The sequence below is a fragment of the Methanoculleus sp. genome, assembly GCF_035363275.1.
GTDB lineage: Archaea > Halobacteriota > Methanomicrobia > Methanomicrobiales > Methanoculleaceae > Methanoculleus.
In genome coordinates, this window is the sequence record NZ_DAOSET010000053.1 from 1 (window position 1) to 15,048 (window position 15,048).

Consider the following 15,048-nt stretch of genomic DNA (forward strand, 5'->3'; position numbering starts at 1 on the left):
CTGGGCTACGTGATGAAGGTGGACGAAGACTGGTGGCTCGGCTCCGGGAGCTACACGGGGCCGGCACCCACCCCGGTGCACACGACCGCCACGACCATCCCCGACCTCACCGGCAACTGGACCGCGGCCATGACTGGATACGAAGAAAGCACGGGGTTCACGGACTACTCCACCGTCACGATGACGATGACCGTATCCGAACAGCACGGCCGGGTCTTCTCCGGCCATACCGTGTTTACGACCGCGAACGGCACGGAAACGCGGACGGCGATCGCCGGCGTCATCGGGCGTGACGGCAGGACCATCTCGACCGCCGAGCAGGACGGCGGGTACTGTCTCGGCGAGGTTGTGGGGCCGGACGAGCTTGAACTCGTCTACCTGCAGGACGGCGAGCAGTATGGGGTTGCGATCGACACGCTCAAAAGAGTATAGTGCCAGTGAGATACCGGCCGCACATTTTTCCCCGAAGGGTTACTTCTTCCTCGCCCGCAGCCGGGCGATCTCCTCGTGGCCCGCGACCTTTACCACGAACGTCCCGTGACAGGGCTTGGTGTAGGGGAAGATCAGGTCCTCGCCCTCGACGCCGACATAGAGCGGCGCAACACCGATAATATGGACATCATGGATCTTGTAGCCCGGTTCGACCTCGTGATACTCCCGGACGTTCTTCTTGATATACTCCCGGGCGTCCTTGAACGATGCCTGGGAGAGGATGATCTCGGGTTTCAACGCTTCGAGACAGCCCATTGCATCACCTCGTCAAGTTTGCGCTTCAGCGGCATCGGGTTGTGCACGGCCTTCGCCGCGACGACCTCGCAGGGGAACTCGATCTCCTTTGCAAGGTCCTCCGCGTGCTCCCCGAAGAGGAGCGCATAGAGCCGGGCCTGCGATATGTAGGCCATGGTGCCCGCGTAGGCGACCCCGGAGTCGTTGTGGATGAAGACAAAGCAGAGGTCGAAGTCCCGCCGCTTCCCCGTGATCTCGTCGATCATGTCGTCGAGGTCGGCCATCTCTTCCAGGTAGTGCCGGCCGGGGTCGGCGACCTCCATCAGTTTCCGCGCAGCCACCGTCCCGGCGATCACCGGCCGGATACCATGCTCCTTCAATCCGTGCATCAGGTAAAGCGCCATGCTCGTCTGGACCGGCACCTGCGGGCAGCCGAGCAGAATCAGTGCAGTCTTTTCTGTCATACTCTGGTCTTCTCCAGTTCTAAAGCGACTTCGGGCATCCTCTCAGGATGCGTGTAGATGGTGAACCGTTCCCCCCGCGAGAAGCAGATGAGGGTGATCCCCGCCTCCTCCGCCGTGAGGATGCCACGGTCGGTCGAGGCGGCGCGGGAGACGACGATGGGGATGCCCGCGTTCGCCGCCTTTGCCACCATCCCCGACGGTTGTCTCCCCGTACAGCCGAGGATGCACCTCGACCGGTCGAGCCCCTTTAAGGCCGCGTAGCCCACGACCTTATCGACGGTGTTGTGCCTCCCCACATCGCAGGCCCGGGTGACGAACTCCCCGTTGCAGAAGAGAACCGAACAGTGGACCGCGCCGGTTCTCCGCCAGGTATCGGACTCGATCGATGCCGTGACCGCACGGATGGTTTCCGCCGTGACGGTGAGGAGGGACGTGACCGACTTCGGCTCGCCGGCCGCAGAGGAGCCCCCTGAGGACTCCGTCACGAGCTCGACGTCCTTCCGCGATGGGGCGGTGATATGGATCTCTTTTCCGCGGACCTCTACCGAATCGACCCTGTCGGCCAATCCCTCGCTGATGACGAACCCGGCACCGAGATCCTCGAGACGGTCGGCACTCGCCACCAGGGTCGTCAGGGGTTCGCCGTTCAGGAAGAGCCTGACGCGGTCCTCGACGATGATATCGTCATGGACGTCGCGCACACCCTCCTCCGTCGCCTGGATCCCGGCGCGGCAGACGATCTCCATCATCCCGTCTCCTCCCGCATCCACTCGAGGTAGGGGGTGTAGCCGCCGACGATCGGCATCGCGATGATCTCGGGGGTCTCGTAGCTGTGGAGCCCCTTGATCCTCGCGATGAGCGTATCAAGGAGGCTCTGCTGCGTCTTGATGATCAGGAGCTGCTCGGGCTCGTTCTGAACCGCCCCCTCCCAGCGGTAACTGGACTGCACGCCGGTGACGTTCACGCAGGCCGCCAGCCGGGCATCGACGAGCGCTTTTGCAATTGCCTCCGCCTCGCCGGCAGGGGCCGTGCAGAAGACCACAACATATTCCGGGAGAACCATGGTGTTACCTTCGTAGCGTCCGTATTTAACCGTTCTCGCAGTGGGGGCCGCACCCGTCCCCGCCGCAGGAGCACGAGGAACAGGTCTTCCACGGAGAAAGCCCCCGGCGGGCCCGGTAATCGTTGATGGCGGTCCGGATAGCGGCCTCGGCGAGGACCGAGCAGTGGATCTTCGCCGGCGGAAGGCCGCCGAGGGCCGCCACCACGTCGGCGTTCGAGAGGTCCCACGCCTCGGCGAGGGTCATCCCCCGGATCATCGTGGTCGCCATCGAGCTCGACGCGATCGCCGCGGCGCATCCGAAGGTCCGGAACCGGACATCGGTTATCCGGTCTTCCTCGACCTTCAGGTAGAGCTTCATAGTATCCCCGCAGGACGGGCTCCCCACCTCGCCGAAACCGTCGGCATCCGCGAGTTCGCCGACGTTTTTGGGGTTCGTGAACTCTTCCATCACTTTTTCCGTATACATCACTCAGCCTCCGGGACCCTTTTCCCTGCAGGCGGCGTCAACGGCGATATCTGCCGCAGCCGCCCGATCACCTCCGGCAGCACCGACAGGACATACTCGACATCGTCAGGGGTGTTCGCGTCGCCGAGGGTGAGCCGGAGCGAGCCGTGCGCCTCCTCGTGGGCAAGCCCGGTCGCGAGCAGCACGTGCGAGGGCTCAAGCGACGCCGAGGAGCAGGCGCTCCCGGTGGACGCGCAGATCCCGCGGGCGTCGAGCATGAGGAGGATCGACTCTCCCTCGACGTAACGGAAACTGAAGTTCGCGTTGTTCGCGAGCCGCTCGGTCGGGTGACCGTTCAGCCGCGAGTCCGGGATCGTGGAGAGGACCTCGCGGATCAGGCGGTCCCGCATCGCTACAAGCCGGCGGTTGTGCCCCTCGATATCGGCGGTCGCAACCTCTATCGCCTTCCCGAGCCCGACGATGCCGGGGACGTTCTCGGTCCCGGCCCGCCGGCCGCGCTCCTGCCCGCCCCCGTGGACAAGGTTCTCAAGCCGGGTCCCCCGCCGGACGTAGAGCGCTCCGGTCCCCTTCGGGCCGTAGAACTTGTGGCCGGAGAGCGAGAGGAGGTCGATGTTCATGCTCTCCACGTCGATCGGGACCGCCCCGATCGCCTGGACGGCGTCGGTATGAAAGAGGACGTCGTGGTCGTGCGCGATCCTGCCGATCCGGGCAACCGGCTGGATCGTACCGATCTCGTTATTTGCCGTCATCACCGAGACGAGGACTGTCCGGCCCGTGATCGCCTCCTCGACGTCGCCAGGGTCCACCCGGCCGAACTTATCCACGGGCAGGTAGGTGACGGAGAACCCGTGCTTCTCGAGCCACTCGCAGGTATGGAGGACCGCGTGGTGCTCGATTGCGGTCGTGACGATATGGTCGCCACGTTTGTGGTTCGCGAGGGCGACGCCCTTGATCGCCCAGTTGTCGGCCTCGCTCCCGCCGGCGCAGAAGAAGACCTCCGCGGGTGTCGCGCCGAGGGCCGCCGCCACCTGTTCCCGCGCCGCATCGACGCCCTTCCGGGGCTCGCCGGCGAACCGGTAGAGGGAGGAGGGGTTCCCGAAGTATTGGGAGAAGTACGGGGCCATCGCCGCGATGACCTCGGGTTTTATGAATGTCGTCGCCGCGTGGTCCATGTACACGGGACGCTCTGCCTGATCGTTCATGTCCGCTAAAACGTTGGATCCGGGAGTGTATCAGCATTACCGGTCGTGAGAGAGCAGGCGACCTCCCCGAACGCGAGTACGAAGATAAATAGGGTTCCATGCGCAATATCTGGTGATGTACGCAAGACGCATGGATCACCTTCCCCCATACCTTTTTGCACGCATTGACGAGATGAAAGAGGAGAAACGGCGCCAGGGTGTCGATGTCATCGACCTCGGGGTCGGCGACCCCGATCTCCCCACCCCGCCGCACATCGTGGAGGCGCTCTGCACCGCGGCCCGGGACCCGAAGAACCACCACTACCCCTCCTACACCGGCATGCTTGCCTACCGCGAGGCAGTGGCCGACTGGTACCGGGGCCGGTTCGGCGTCGACCTGGACGCGAAGAAAGAGGTCCTCGCCCTCATCGGGTCCAAGGAGGGCATTGCGCACATCGCCGAGGCCTTCGTCAACCCGGGCGAGGTCGTCCTTGCCTCCGACCCCGGCTACCCGGTCTACAAGACCTCCACGCTCTTTGCCGAGGGGAAAGTCCATGAACTCCCCATCCGGGCGGAGAACAACTTCCTCCCGGTGCTCGAGGATATCCCCGCCGACGTCGTGAAGCAGGCGAAACTGATGTTCATCAACTACCCGAACAACCCCACGGCCGCAATAGCCCCCCTCTCGTTCTTCGAGGAGGTCGTCGAGTTCGCGCGGGAGCATAACATCGTCGTCGTCCACGACAACGCCTACTCCGAGATCACCTTCGACGGCTACAAGGCGCCCTCGTTCCTCGAGGTCGACGGCGCGATGGAGGTCGGTATCGAGATGCACTCGCTCTCGAAGACCTACAACATGACCGGGTGGCGGATCGGGATGGCCTGCGGGAACCCCGAGATCGTCGCCGGGCTCGGCCGGGTCAAGACCAACGTCGACTCGGGCGCGTTTGACGCCATCCAGCACGCCGCGATCACGGCGCTCACCGGCCCCCAGGACTGCGTCAGAGAGGCCTGCGGCATCTACCAGGAGCGGCGGGACGCCCTCGTGAAAGGCCTCACCGATATCGGCCTCGATGTCCGGGCACCGAAGGCGACCTTCTACGTCTGGGCGCCGGTCGACGACTGCATGGCCTTCTCCGCGAAGCTTCTCGACCAGGCGGGGATCGTCGCGACGCCCGGAGTCGGGTTCGGGAAGAACGGCGAAGGGTTCGTCCGGTTCGCGATCACCCGGTCGATCGAGCGGATCAACGAGGCGGTCGAGCGGATGCGGGGGCTTGACCTGTGATCCTCCCCTCCCACCTCTCGGTTCGGGACGGCCGCCTCGCGATCGGCGAGCACGACACGGTCGACCTCGCCCGGCAGTTCGGTACCCCGCTTTACGTCACGAGCGAGGACCGGATCCGCGAGAACTTCCAGAGGCTCTCCGGGGCGCTCACCGCCCACTACCCGAAGGTCCGGGTCCTCTACGCCGCAAAGGCGAACGGGAACCTCGCGGTATTCCGGACCCTCGCGTCGATGGGTGCGGGAGCGGACGTCTTCTCCGCGGGAGAGGTCGCGCTCGCCCTCGCCTCCGGTATGCGCCCGGCCTCCCTCCTCTTCAACGGGAGTTCTAAGACCCCGTCCGACCTCGTCCTCGCCGTCGAGAAGGGGATCCGGGTCTCGGTCGACTCGCCCGACGAACTCCGGCAGCTCGACGCCGCGGCCGGGAAGGCGGGCAAGACCGTCGATATCGCCTTCCGCGTCAACCCGGCGATCGAGGTCCCCACCCACCCGAAGATCGCGACGGGACTCGCCACGAGCAAGTTCGGTATCCCGGCCGGGCAGATCCTCGACGCCTACCGCGAAGCCCTCGCCCTCGAGCACGTCAACCCCATCGGGATCCACTGCCACATCGGCTCGCAGATCCTGGACGTGGAGCCGTTCGCCCGCGAGGTCGAGGTCCTGATCGGCGTCGCCCGCGACCTTATCGAGATCGGGGTCGACCCGAAGTTCATCGATATCGGGGGCGGCCTCGGTATCCCCTACCACCGCGAGACCGACCGGGCCCCGACACCGGAGGAGTATGCCGGCGCGGTCATGCCGGTCTTCCTCCGCGGCATCAGGGAACTCGGGATCGAGCCTGAACTCTGGGTCGAGCCCGGCCGGTGGCTCGTCGCCGACTCGACGCTCCTCCTCACCAGGGTCAACTCCGTCAAGACCGCCCACAAAGCGTTTGCGAACGTCGATGCCGGGTTCAACCTCCTGGTCCGGCCGACGATGTACGACTCCTACCACACGGTCGTGGCGGCGAACAAGGCCGACGCCCCTGCTGTGCAGGAGTACTCGGTCACCGGGCCGATCTGCGAGACGGGCGATATTCTCGCAAAGGACCGGATGCTCCCCGCCCTCGAGGCAGGCGACATCATCGCGGTGCTGGACGCCGGGGCCTACGGGTTCGCGATGTCGTCGCAGTACAACAGCCGCCCCCGGTGCGCCGAGGTCCTCCTCGCAGGCAATAAGGCCGCCCTGATGCGCCGGGCCGAGACAGTCGAGGACCTGACCGCCCCGATGGTGACGCCGCCCTGGCAGGAATGAGATCGCCGTGAACTTCCACTACCTCCTGGTCGACGACCTCCTCTCAAAAGAGGAGTTCGACCGCCGGGTGGAGGAGAAGGTGGCGGAGGCGGGAGACCTCCTCGACGAGCAGACCGCGGCGATGCTGGTCGTCAAAGACCTCGGCCGTTCGCACGTCCGGGTCCGCGAGATCGGCGGGGCCTCAAGCCTCGTCTGCTTCTTCGCAAAGGTCCTCGAGGTCGGCGAGCCGAAGGAGTTCGAGCGGCAGGACGGCACGACCGGGATCGTCGCGAACGTGACGGTGGGCGACGAGACCGGGAGGGCCCGGCTGACCCTCTGGGACGAGAAGGCCGGCGGTGTCCGCGAGATCGAGGCAGGCGACGTGCTCGAGATCCTCGGCCGGCCGAAGGGCGGCGGGAAAGTTCCCGACGTCACCGCCGCCGCCGTCCAGAAGGCGGCCTGCGAGATCGCCTGCCCGGAGGTGACGGAGGCCTCCGCCGCTTCCCTCGGCCCGGCAGGAGACCTCGAGGTCAGGCTGATATCAGTCGGGAACCCGCGGACGTTCAAGCGGCGCGACGGGGGCGAGGGAGAGATGGTCGAGGCGGTGGTGGGAAACGAGGACGGTGTCTTCCGGCTCGTCGCCTGGGCCCCGGCCGTCCTCCTCGGAGTGGAAGCGGGAGAAAACGTCGTCATCCGTGGGGCCACGGAACGCGATGGCGAGCGGGGCATCGAGTACAGCCTCGGCGAAGCGGCGTCCGTCTCCCGCTCTGATCGGGAGATCGTCCTCCCGCTCGACACCCTTGCAGATGTAGAGGAAGGAAGGTCCTACTCGTTTACCGGAACGGTTGTGCGCGTGCAGCCACCTCACTCGTTTGTCACGCGGAGCGGGAGGCGGTCCTCGGTCCGGAACCTGGTCCTCACTGACGGGACGAACGAGATCCCGGTCGTCATCTGGGGCGAGAAAGCGGAGGATCGCCTGGTGCCCGGCGACCGGATAGAGGCCTACAACGCGATCGCCAAACGCGGGCGCTACGGGGATGTCGAACTCCACCTCTCGTGGGGGAGCGCCCTCGTTCTCCTCGCAGAGGAGGAGAAGGAGGTGGAAGTCGTTGGGACGATCATCGCCACCGGGCAGGGGATCTGCATCGATACCGGCGACGCCTGCTACCTCCTCGACAGGCAGCTGCCCGTCGGGTATGTTGTGCGCGCGAGAGGCACGGTGCACCGGGGCGTGATCAGCCTCCACTCTCTCAAGACCGTATTTCCCGATCAGGAAGAGTTGCGGCGCCGCCTGGATCGGCTCTCCAGGGTATCCTGATCTCTATCTTCACTTTCACCCCGCACGGCGAGCGACCTTTATGTCTCACGCTATAGACTCTAAGTGTACCTTAGTAGAACACACCTAGAGATCAAGTGAGGAATGAGATGTCAGAGATTGATCTTGAAGATTTACCGGGCGTCGGAACCACCACTGCCGACAAACTCCGCGAGGCCGGATACGGGACCGTCGAGAGCATAGCAACGGCCACCACATCGGATCTTGCCGAGGCGGCCGAGATCGGTGAGGGAACCGCAAAGAAGGTGATCCTCGCCGCCCGGAAGATGGCGGATATCGGCGGATTCAAGACCGGCCGGGACATCCTGGACAAGAGAAAGGATATCAAGAAACTCAAGACCCTGGTCCCCGAGTTCGACGAACTGGTCGGCGGGGGCCTTGAGACACAGGCGATAACGGAGGTCTACGGGGAATTTGGGTCGGGTAAGAGCCAGCTCGTCCACCAGATGGCCGTCAACGCCCAGCTCCCCGAAGACCTCGGCGGCCTCGCCGGCGGGGTCATCTACGTCGATACCGAGAACACCTTCCGCCCGGAGCGGATCGAGCAGATGGTCAACGGGCTCCCGGAGGAAGCGGACCTCGGACCGATCGAGGAGATCCTCGAACGGATCCACGTCGCCCGGGCGCACAGCTCCGACCACCAGATGCTGCTTCTTGAGACCGCACGAGAACTTGCAAACGAACTGCGGAACTCCGACTACCCGATCAGGCTCTTCGTCATCGACTCGTTGACGTCCCTCTTCCGGTCGGAGTACGCAGGAAGAGGCACCCTCGCGGCCCGGCAACAGAAGTTGAACCGTCACATGCACGACCTCCTGAAACTGATCGACGACCACAACGCCGTCGGTCTCGTGACCAACCAGGTGATGTCGAACCCCGCCGTCCTCTTCGGCGACCCCACAAAACCGATCGGCGGCAACATCGTCGGACACACGGCAACCTTCCGGCTCTACCTCCGAAAGAGCAAGGGCGGTAAGAGGGTCGCCCGCCTGGTGGACAGCCCCAACCTCCCTGAGGGCGAGGCGGCGTTCATGGTCGAACAGGCAGGGCTCAAACAGTGTTGAAGGCGCTCGTCACGGACGTCGACGGCACCATCACCGACCGGCGGCGGCGGATCAACACCGCCGCCGTCGAGACCATCCGCACGCTCGTCGATGCCGGCATAGAAGTGGTGCTCGCAAGCGGCAACACCGTCTGCTTCATGGACGGGCTCTGCAAGATGGTCGGGACGGACGGGACCATCATCGGGGAGAACGGCGGCGTTTACCGGAGGGGGTTTGCAGGCATCCTCCAGGTCCCTGGCGACCGGAAGACCTGCCTTGAGGCGTTTGAAATCTTGAGGGAGTATTTTGCCGGGAAGGGCACTGAGCTCGAACTCTTCGGCGCGCATTACCGGTTCGCCGATGTGGCCTTTGCCCGGACCGTCGACCCGGATGAAGCGCGGGCGGTCATTCGCGACCGCCACCTTCCCGTCCGGGTGCTCGACACCGGGTTTGCCATTCATCTCCAGGTTCTCGGCGTGAACAAGGGGACGGCGCTCGCGGAACTCGCCGGAGATATGGGTATCCTTCCGGACGAGATGATGGCTATCGGGGACTCAGAGAACGACATCGAGATGCTTGAGGCTGCCGGCATCGGCGTCGCGGTGAGAAACGCCACGGCCCCGACACGAGCGGCGGCAGACTGGGTATCCCCGGGAGCGTATGGGGATGGATTCGTAGAAGCGGTGAAAAAGTATTATCCCTACTTCTTCAGCAGGTAGCGGTCGACCACAACATAGTCTTTTATATCTTTCACTGCCTCAAACGGCACGAGCATCTTGTCCCCATCGGTCCGGTAACCATCGGTTCTGAATGTCTCGTCAGGTTTGACGATCAGGTCGACCACCTGCCCCGTATTGAGGTCGACCATGATGTTCTTGATGGTCCCGATGAGCATGCCATCGTTACTCATCACTCTCTTCCTGGCAAGGGCACGGCAGAAGGTTTTGCTCATACAGAACCGTGGGGCGTTTGTACTATTTAAATCTTTTAAATTCCTCAAAATCACAGAAAAACCGCATTACAGGTTCTTTATCCGGAAGCGTTGCCGTCGACCGTTGCCCGTCGGGGAACGGGTGGGATTTCAAGGACAGGGGGTCTCGCTCTCAAACCAGCCGCAAACGAAGGTCTTCACCCTCCTCACACCATCAGCGTATCGCAACGCTTCGCCGCGATCCTGAAGTGCGGCGGGTTTTACTCGTTTCGCACGCGAAGATTCGTCTGCTCCGCAGCGAACGCCCTTCCGGGTCAACCGGCAGGGAGCGTTCCTGTACCATAAAATAGGAGTTAGGGTTAGTTCATCTCACAGTCTCGGCTGCCATCCGGACATCCGTTGCCTTGACCGTCTTTCTGCCCGCGTGACCAGCCAGTTTAATTGCTTCTTTCGCGATCCGTGATGCGTACTGTTCCATCAATTTTGCGAGCTCTTCATTGGCATCGGAACTCACGCGTTCCGCGCCGGACTTCTTCACGATTCTGCCAACTGGTGCCAGAGGTATATCTGTCATGATCTCATTTCCCCCTTTTCATTGAGTTCTGTGAAATGTGCTCTCACACAGAACTCGTTTGACAGAAGCACCATAGGTATTCTCATATAAATAGTTATCCGTCTCCTGAGGGGTTGAAGCGCCAAATTCAGAACGGGGAGGGGATCAAAGTGAGGGAAAGACCCGAATTATATCGGTCTGAGTAACAATGCCGACGGGCTTACCGTCCTCGACCACAATCAGTCTCCCTACTTCCCGTTCCTTGAATCGCCGCACAAGCTCATAGAGCCGGATCGACGACGACACCTGAACCACACTGCGGGTCATGACCTTTGAAACCGGCGCATCCAGCATCAGGCCCTCGTCCAGGCCCCGAGCAACATCGCTCAACGTCACGATGCCCGCAAGGTCGTCACCCTCGCTCATCACCGGTGCCCCGTGAATGTGGTGACAATTGAAGAGGTGGACCGCATCACGGAGGGTGGCGGAGAGCGGCAGGGTCAGGAGCGGAGTGCTCATGTAGTGCTTGATCGTCTGTTTCGGGAGGGATATCATCTCAGCGACACTGATCAGGAGCGCCTGCTGGTTTTCGTCCATCCCGAAGATCTCACCGCGGACGAGCAGTTTGTTCACCGGCGTGGGCCCGATCGAGACCATGTCGCCGACTTTGAAGAGTTTCACGCTCCCGATGATCCTGACCATCGCGTGACAGAGGTCCGGGTGACAGAGGGTGGTGAACCCGAGCTCCGCGACCCGCACGCCCTTCACCTTCTCGCCGTCGCGGAAGATCGGCACCTCGGACTGGTGCTCGAGGTCGCCGAGATTCAGCTCCTTGTATGCATTGGCGGTCGGGCTATACCCGCCCTTTGGACCGGGCACGCCGTCTACGAGCCCGAGCGCCTTCAATGCCTGCATCTGGTTGCGGACCGTGCCGGGGTTGCGCTTCAGCACATCCGCGATCTCCTCACCTTTTATAGAGTGGGAGGACTGATGATATAGAGTAATCAGGGTTATCAGGATGTCCTTCTGAATTGGAGAGAGATCCATAATTATCAGTCATAATACGTTGTTTAAATACATTAGGTTGTGCGTACAGTGGAGTTTGAAACTATCCCGACCGTTCCGACGGCGGACGAAGTGCTCGACCGCAGTCTTCGCAGGGCGGCAGCCAAGAGGAAACTAAAGATCAACGTCGATCGGGCAAACGAGGAGTTCGTGAGAGCCGTCGCGAAAGCCATCCATGATAAATTAAAGAGCGTGGTCAGCTCGTTCCCGAGCTTTGAGCGCCTCCCTCCCTTCTACCAGGAGGTGGCCGAGATCCTGGTCTCGCTCGACCGGCTGAAGAAGTCCCTCGGCGCCGTCACCTGGGCGGCCGACCAGGTCTGGGTTATCGGCTCCGGTTACACCCGTAGTATGCGGTCTGCGGAAGATACAGGCCCAAAACGGCGACAGGCCGTCGCCCGCATCGCCTCCATCGTCCACCAGATAGAGGACGACCTCATATACCTCAATGAAGCGCGAAACCTCCTGCGGAAACTTCCGCACGTGAGCGAGGACGAGTTCACGGTGGTGGTGGCCGGGTTCCCGAACGTAGGGAAATCTTCGTTCATCAGGCTCGTCTCAACGGCGGACCCCGAGATCGCCGCCTACCCCTTCACCACAAAGGGGGTCATCGTCGGTCACCGCAAGATCGGAAAGCGCGACCGCATCCAGTTCATCGACACACCGGGCGTCCTCGAACGGCCTGCAAACGAGAGGAACCCCATCGAGCGGCAAGCAGTAAGCGCCATCATCAACACGGCCGACATCGTCCTCTTCATCCTGGACGCAAGCGAGCACTGCGGCTACTCGCTCGACGACCAGGTCCGGCTCCTCGATGAGATACGCCGGCTCGTCGACGTCCCGGTGGTGACCGTCGTCAATAAGGCAGATATCCGGGGGATCGAAGGCTACCCGGCGATGTCCACGCTCACCGGGGAAGGGGTGGAAGAGGTGCTCGACCTCCTGCTCACATTCAGAAAGGAAGCCACGAAAACGAGCCTGCGAGAGCCGCCCCAACCAGAAACCCAAGAATAGCCCCGCCGTTTAAGGGAGGGAGCCCCGCCTGGGGCTTGCCTCTGTTGACGAAGTATAGGAGCGCGGCGAGGCCTGCAAGCGATCCCGCCATCGCGCCGATCGTCGGGGCGGAGAGGACCCAGAGGACCGCAGGCGCATCCACAAAGACGTGCGACGATATCACGAGGATGGAAGGCATGATCAGGTCGCCCATACCCATGACGAACGCGCCGCGCTCCTCCCCCTCCTCGATCCTGAGACCCTCCCGCCGGAATGAGTAGTCCATTCTCTTCGGGACCACGACCATGATGGGGGCTTTCGTCTCAAGGACGCCCTCGGCAAGCGTGATCATATGTTTTGTCCGATAGACCGATATGGCATCGTAGACCGCGAGCAGCACAAGCAGCACGAGCACCGGCAGGATGGCAAGGGATATACCGAAGATTGAGGCGATGCCCGCGGAGATCAGCACGCCGAGGGTGTCGATGACGTACCACTCCGGGTAGAGGTAGAGGAGCGCTGTCGCCGCCCCGGCAGCGATGAGCGTCCCGGCGGCGGCGACGCCGGTCGCCCCGAGCGCGAGGCTGAAGAGCGCCCCGAATATGTAGAGGAACGTCATGAATATGGAAATCCCGATGAAGACGGAGATGAGCCGTCGACCTCCCACCCGGATCAGGAGGAGCAGGACCAGCGTGAAGGCGAGCAATATCCCGATGAAGAGGAGTGGATTTGCAACCGATTCGGGATCCTCAAATGCCACAAGCCCCGCTGCCTGCATGGGGAGGACGAGGATGACGGCAATCACCTGGACAAACAGGAGCATAAGGGGCATTCCAAGAAGTGGCAGCCAGTCGCGTATCTGCATCACAAATCTCCATTCACTATAGGTAGGTTAATTAATGCATCCTCATTACTTTAAAATATGGAGATTCGCGAACTCATCGGCGACATCGTTCTCACCATCGTGATGGTGGTCTCCACCGTCGTGCTGGTGATGCGATTCTGGCAGGACCTGACTATAGCAGTTGCTGCGACGTTCATGATGCTCTCTCTCGGGGGGCTGCTCATCTCTCTCGGTATAAAGATTGTGAGCCTCGAGCAGAGCGTCGCACAGCGGGAGCGCACCATGCGCGTGAACATGGAAGAGATGGGGAAGACGATGAGCGCCAAGTACGACAACACCGTGAGCCACATCGAGGAGATTGTTGACGGGCTCTCCCGGCGGATGTACCGGTGAGGAGAACCGCCATCTTAATGGCCTTTCCCCCTCATGAATAAGTAGCATGGGCGTTGCGATCCGAGATATCCTGGCAGACTGTAAAGAGACGTTGACCTGGGACGCCCTCACCGGCACCGCCGCAGTGGACGCCCATAACGCGCTCTACCAGTTTCTCTCGATCATCCGGCAGCCTGACGGCACGCCGCTGATGAACAGCTCAGGAAGGGTCACCTCACACCTCTCGGGCATCCTCTTCCGGACGGTCAACTTCCTGGAGAAAGGCATAAAACCGGTCTTCGTCTTTGACGGGAAGCCGCCGGAGTTCAAACAGGAGACGATCCGGGAGCGGCGGGCAGTCCGGACAAGGGCCGACGAGGCCTGGAAGACAGCGCTGAAAGAGGGAGATACGGAGGAGGCGTACAGGCAGGCGAGCGCGTCCACCCGTATCGACGGTCAGATCATAGCGTCGTCCCACGAACTCCTCGACCTGCTCGGCATTCCCCGGGTGCAGGCGCCGAGCGAAGGCGAGGCACAGGCGGCCCATATGGCGCGGAGGGGGATGGTCACCTACGCGGTCTCGCAGGACTACGACTCGCTCCTCTTCGGCTCCCCGGTGCTGGTCCGGAACCTCACGATCAGCGGCAGGCGAAAGATGCGGGGGCGGACGATCACGGTGAACCCTGAGAGGATCGTCCTCTCCCCCCTCCTCAACTGCCTGGGTGTCACACGAGAGCAACTCGTCGAGATCGGCATCCTGGTGGGCACGGACTTCAATCCGGGCATCCGGGGCGTCGGCGGCAAGACAGCCTTGAAGGCCGTGCGAAACGGTGAGTTTGAGTCGATGATTGCAGAGAGACTGCCCGACTTCGACCCCGGACCCATCCGGGACTTCTTCCTCGATCCGCCGGTCACCGACGATTACACGCTCGAGTGGAAGCCGCCTGACGTCGACGGGGTCATAGAGATGCTCTGTGGGCGCTACGACTTCTCGGAAGAGCGGGTCCGGAGCTCACTCGCCAGGGTCTCGGTGAAGGCGACGCAGAAGACGCTGGATGCCTGGTTTTGATACGCGAAACGACTAAAAATCTACCTTTTTTCCGGGACAACTGCTCCGGAGGACGACACAACTGATATATGCGAGACGGCCAAATATGCCAGTTGACGAATCTCCACCAGGCCATCATGGCAGGATGGGGGGTGCAGGGACTGACAGCAAACAGCAAGAACCACCGTTCAAGATCCCTGACCATCATCGACCTTTCGCTCTCCACATTCATCCGGCCCCCTTCCCGGGACCACGCCACCCTCCGTCGCTCAGAGCCGTTCTGCTAACTCCGGCGGTCCCTGTGGGATCGCCGTCAAACGACATCGAGAGGCGACAGATATGAGAGAACTCTACGAGAAGATGATAAACGAGGCCATGGCCGCCCAGCGGGCGGACGTGGATACGGTAAAGGC

Annotated in this window: 20 protein-coding genes; 10 read left to right on the forward strand and 10 right to left on the reverse strand. The window is 62.5% G+C overall.

What is annotated here, in order from left to right; all coding sequences use genetic code 11:
- Nucleotides 1-432, forward strand: a 432-nt coding sequence (locus PLN84_RS10550) for a hypothetical protein (RefSeq protein ID WP_348532060.1), incomplete at its 5' end; no start/stop codon positions are given.
- A gap of 39 nt (nt 433-471) precedes the next feature.
- Here the strand turns inward: PLN84_RS10550 and PLN84_RS10555 are convergent.
- Genes PLN84_RS10555 through nifS form a run of 6 tightly spaced genes read right to left on the reverse strand, consistent with a single transcriptional unit; the run spans nt 472 to nt 3,921 of the window.
- Complete coding sequence (locus tag PLN84_RS10555) at nt 472-747, reverse strand: DUF1894 domain-containing protein (protein ID WP_299953085.1); 276 nt, start codon at nt 745-747, stop codon at nt 472-474.
- Nucleotides 726-1,190: a DUF1890 domain-containing protein gene (locus tag PLN84_RS10560; protein ID WP_299953088.1), complete on the reverse strand. Its 465-nt coding sequence runs from the start codon at nt 1,188-1,190 to the stop codon at nt 726-728. The genes PLN84_RS10555 and PLN84_RS10560 overlap by 22 nt, the downstream gene beginning before the upstream one ends.
- Entirely contained in the window at nt 1,187-1,939 is a 753-nt protein-coding gene (gene fdhD, locus PLN84_RS10565) for a formate dehydrogenase accessory sulfurtransferase FdhD (protein ID WP_299953091.1), read from the reverse strand. The genes PLN84_RS10560 and fdhD overlap by 4 nt, the downstream gene beginning before the upstream one ends.
- Nucleotides 1,936-2,253: a divalent-cation tolerance protein CutA gene (gene cutA / locus PLN84_RS10570; protein WP_292558749.1), complete on the reverse strand. Its 318-nt coding sequence runs from the start codon at nt 2,251-2,253 to the stop codon at nt 1,936-1,938. Before cutA ends, fdhD begins: the two co-directional genes overlap by 4 nt.
- Before the next feature lie 25 nt (nt 2,254-2,278).
- Nucleotides 2,279-2,719, reverse strand: a complete 441-nt coding sequence (nifU, locus tag PLN84_RS10575) for a Fe-S cluster assembly scaffold protein NifU (protein ID WP_292558750.1) — start codon at nt 2,717-2,719, stop codon at nt 2,279-2,281.
- Nucleotides 2,719-3,921, reverse strand: a complete 1,203-nt coding sequence (gene nifS / locus PLN84_RS10580; protein WP_292558751.1) for a cysteine desulfurase NifS — start codon at nt 3,919-3,921, stop codon at nt 2,719-2,721. The genes nifU and nifS overlap by 1 nt, the downstream gene beginning before the upstream one ends.
- 115 nt (nt 3,922-4,036) lie before the next feature.
- Here nifS and PLN84_RS10585 point away from each other — a divergent pair, with 115 nt between their 5' ends.
- The 5 genes from PLN84_RS10585 (at nt 4,037) to PLN84_RS10605 (ending at nt 9,551) form a co-directional block, all read left to right on the forward strand.
- Nucleotides 4,037-5,185: an LL-diaminopimelate aminotransferase gene (locus PLN84_RS10585; RefSeq protein ID WP_292558752.1), complete on the forward strand. Its 1,149-nt coding sequence runs from the start codon at nt 4,037-4,039 to the stop codon at nt 5,183-5,185.
- Nucleotides 5,182-6,474, forward strand: a complete 1,293-nt coding sequence (gene lysA / locus PLN84_RS10590) for a diaminopimelate decarboxylase (protein WP_292558753.1) — start codon at nt 5,182-5,184, stop codon at nt 6,472-6,474. Before PLN84_RS10585 ends, lysA begins: the two co-directional genes overlap by 4 nt.
- A gap of 7 nt (nt 6,475-6,481) precedes the next feature.
- Entirely contained in the window at nt 6,482-7,771 is a 1,290-nt protein-coding gene (locus PLN84_RS10595; RefSeq protein WP_292558754.1) for a nucleotide-binding protein, read from the forward strand.
- A 107-nt stretch (nt 7,772-7,878) separates the two neighbouring features.
- Nucleotides 7,879-8,853, forward strand: a complete 975-nt coding sequence (gene radA, locus PLN84_RS10600) for a DNA repair and recombination protein RadA (protein WP_292386551.1) — start codon at nt 7,879-7,881, stop codon at nt 8,851-8,853.
- Nucleotides 8,847-9,551: a phosphoglycolate phosphatase gene (locus PLN84_RS10605; RefSeq protein WP_292386550.1), complete on the forward strand. Its 705-nt coding sequence runs from the start codon at nt 8,847-8,849 to the stop codon at nt 9,549-9,551. The genes radA and PLN84_RS10605 overlap by 7 nt, the downstream gene beginning before the upstream one ends.
- Here the strand turns inward: PLN84_RS10605 and PLN84_RS10610 are convergent.
- From PLN84_RS10610 to PLN84_RS10620, 3 genes are all read right to left on the reverse strand, one after another.
- Nucleotides 9,533-9,784, reverse strand: a complete 252-nt coding sequence (locus PLN84_RS10610; RefSeq protein ID WP_292386549.1) for a PRC-barrel domain-containing protein — start codon at nt 9,782-9,784, stop codon at nt 9,533-9,535. The genes PLN84_RS10605 and PLN84_RS10610 overlap by 19 nt on opposite strands.
- Before the next feature lie 343 nt (nt 9,785-10,127).
- Nucleotides 10,128-10,337: a histone family protein gene (locus PLN84_RS10615; protein ID WP_292386548.1), complete on the reverse strand. Its 210-nt coding sequence runs from the start codon at nt 10,335-10,337 to the stop codon at nt 10,128-10,130.
- A 144-nt stretch (nt 10,338-10,481) separates the two neighbouring features.
- Nucleotides 10,482-11,363, reverse strand: coding sequence for a CBS domain-containing protein (locus PLN84_RS10620; RefSeq protein ID WP_292386547.1), 882 nt, complete (start codon nt 11,361-11,363; stop codon nt 10,482-10,484).
- A 48-nt stretch (nt 11,364-11,411) separates the two neighbouring features.
- Here PLN84_RS10620 and PLN84_RS10625 point away from each other — a divergent pair, with 48 nt between their 5' ends.
- Nucleotides 11,412-12,392: a GTPase gene (locus PLN84_RS10625; protein WP_292386546.1), complete on the forward strand. Its 981-nt coding sequence runs from the start codon at nt 11,412-11,414 to the stop codon at nt 12,390-12,392.
- Here PLN84_RS10625 and PLN84_RS10630 read toward each other — a convergent pair.
- A complete protein-coding gene (locus tag PLN84_RS10630; RefSeq protein ID WP_292386545.1) occupies nt 12,331-13,236 on the reverse strand; it encodes a presenilin family intramembrane aspartyl protease PSH in 906 nt (301 codons plus the stop codon). The genes PLN84_RS10625 and PLN84_RS10630 overlap by 62 nt on opposite strands.
- A 57-nt stretch (nt 13,237-13,293) precedes the next feature.
- Between PLN84_RS10630 and PLN84_RS10635 the strand changes: the two genes are divergently transcribed.
- The 3 genes from PLN84_RS10635 to PLN84_RS10645 all read left to right on the forward strand — a co-directional run bounded on the left by PLN84_RS10635 (nt 13,294) and on the right by PLN84_RS10645 (nt 14,922).
- A complete protein-coding gene (locus PLN84_RS10635) occupies nt 13,294-13,608 on the forward strand; it encodes a hypothetical protein (protein WP_292386544.1) in 315 nt (104 codons plus the stop codon).
- Nucleotides 13,609-13,654: 46 nt separating this feature from the next.
- Nucleotides 13,655-14,656, forward strand: coding sequence for a flap endonuclease-1 (gene fen, locus PLN84_RS10640; RefSeq protein WP_292386543.1), 1,002 nt, complete (start codon nt 13,655-13,657; stop codon nt 14,654-14,656).
- 92 nt (nt 14,657-14,748) lie between these two features.
- The gene (locus PLN84_RS10645) at nt 14,749-14,922 is read left to right on the forward strand and encodes a hypothetical protein (protein WP_348532061.1); all 174 of its coding nucleotides are present in this window, start codon (nt 14,749-14,751) and stop codon (nt 14,920-14,922) included.
- The last annotated feature ends 126 nt before the right edge of the window (nt 14,923-15,048 follow it).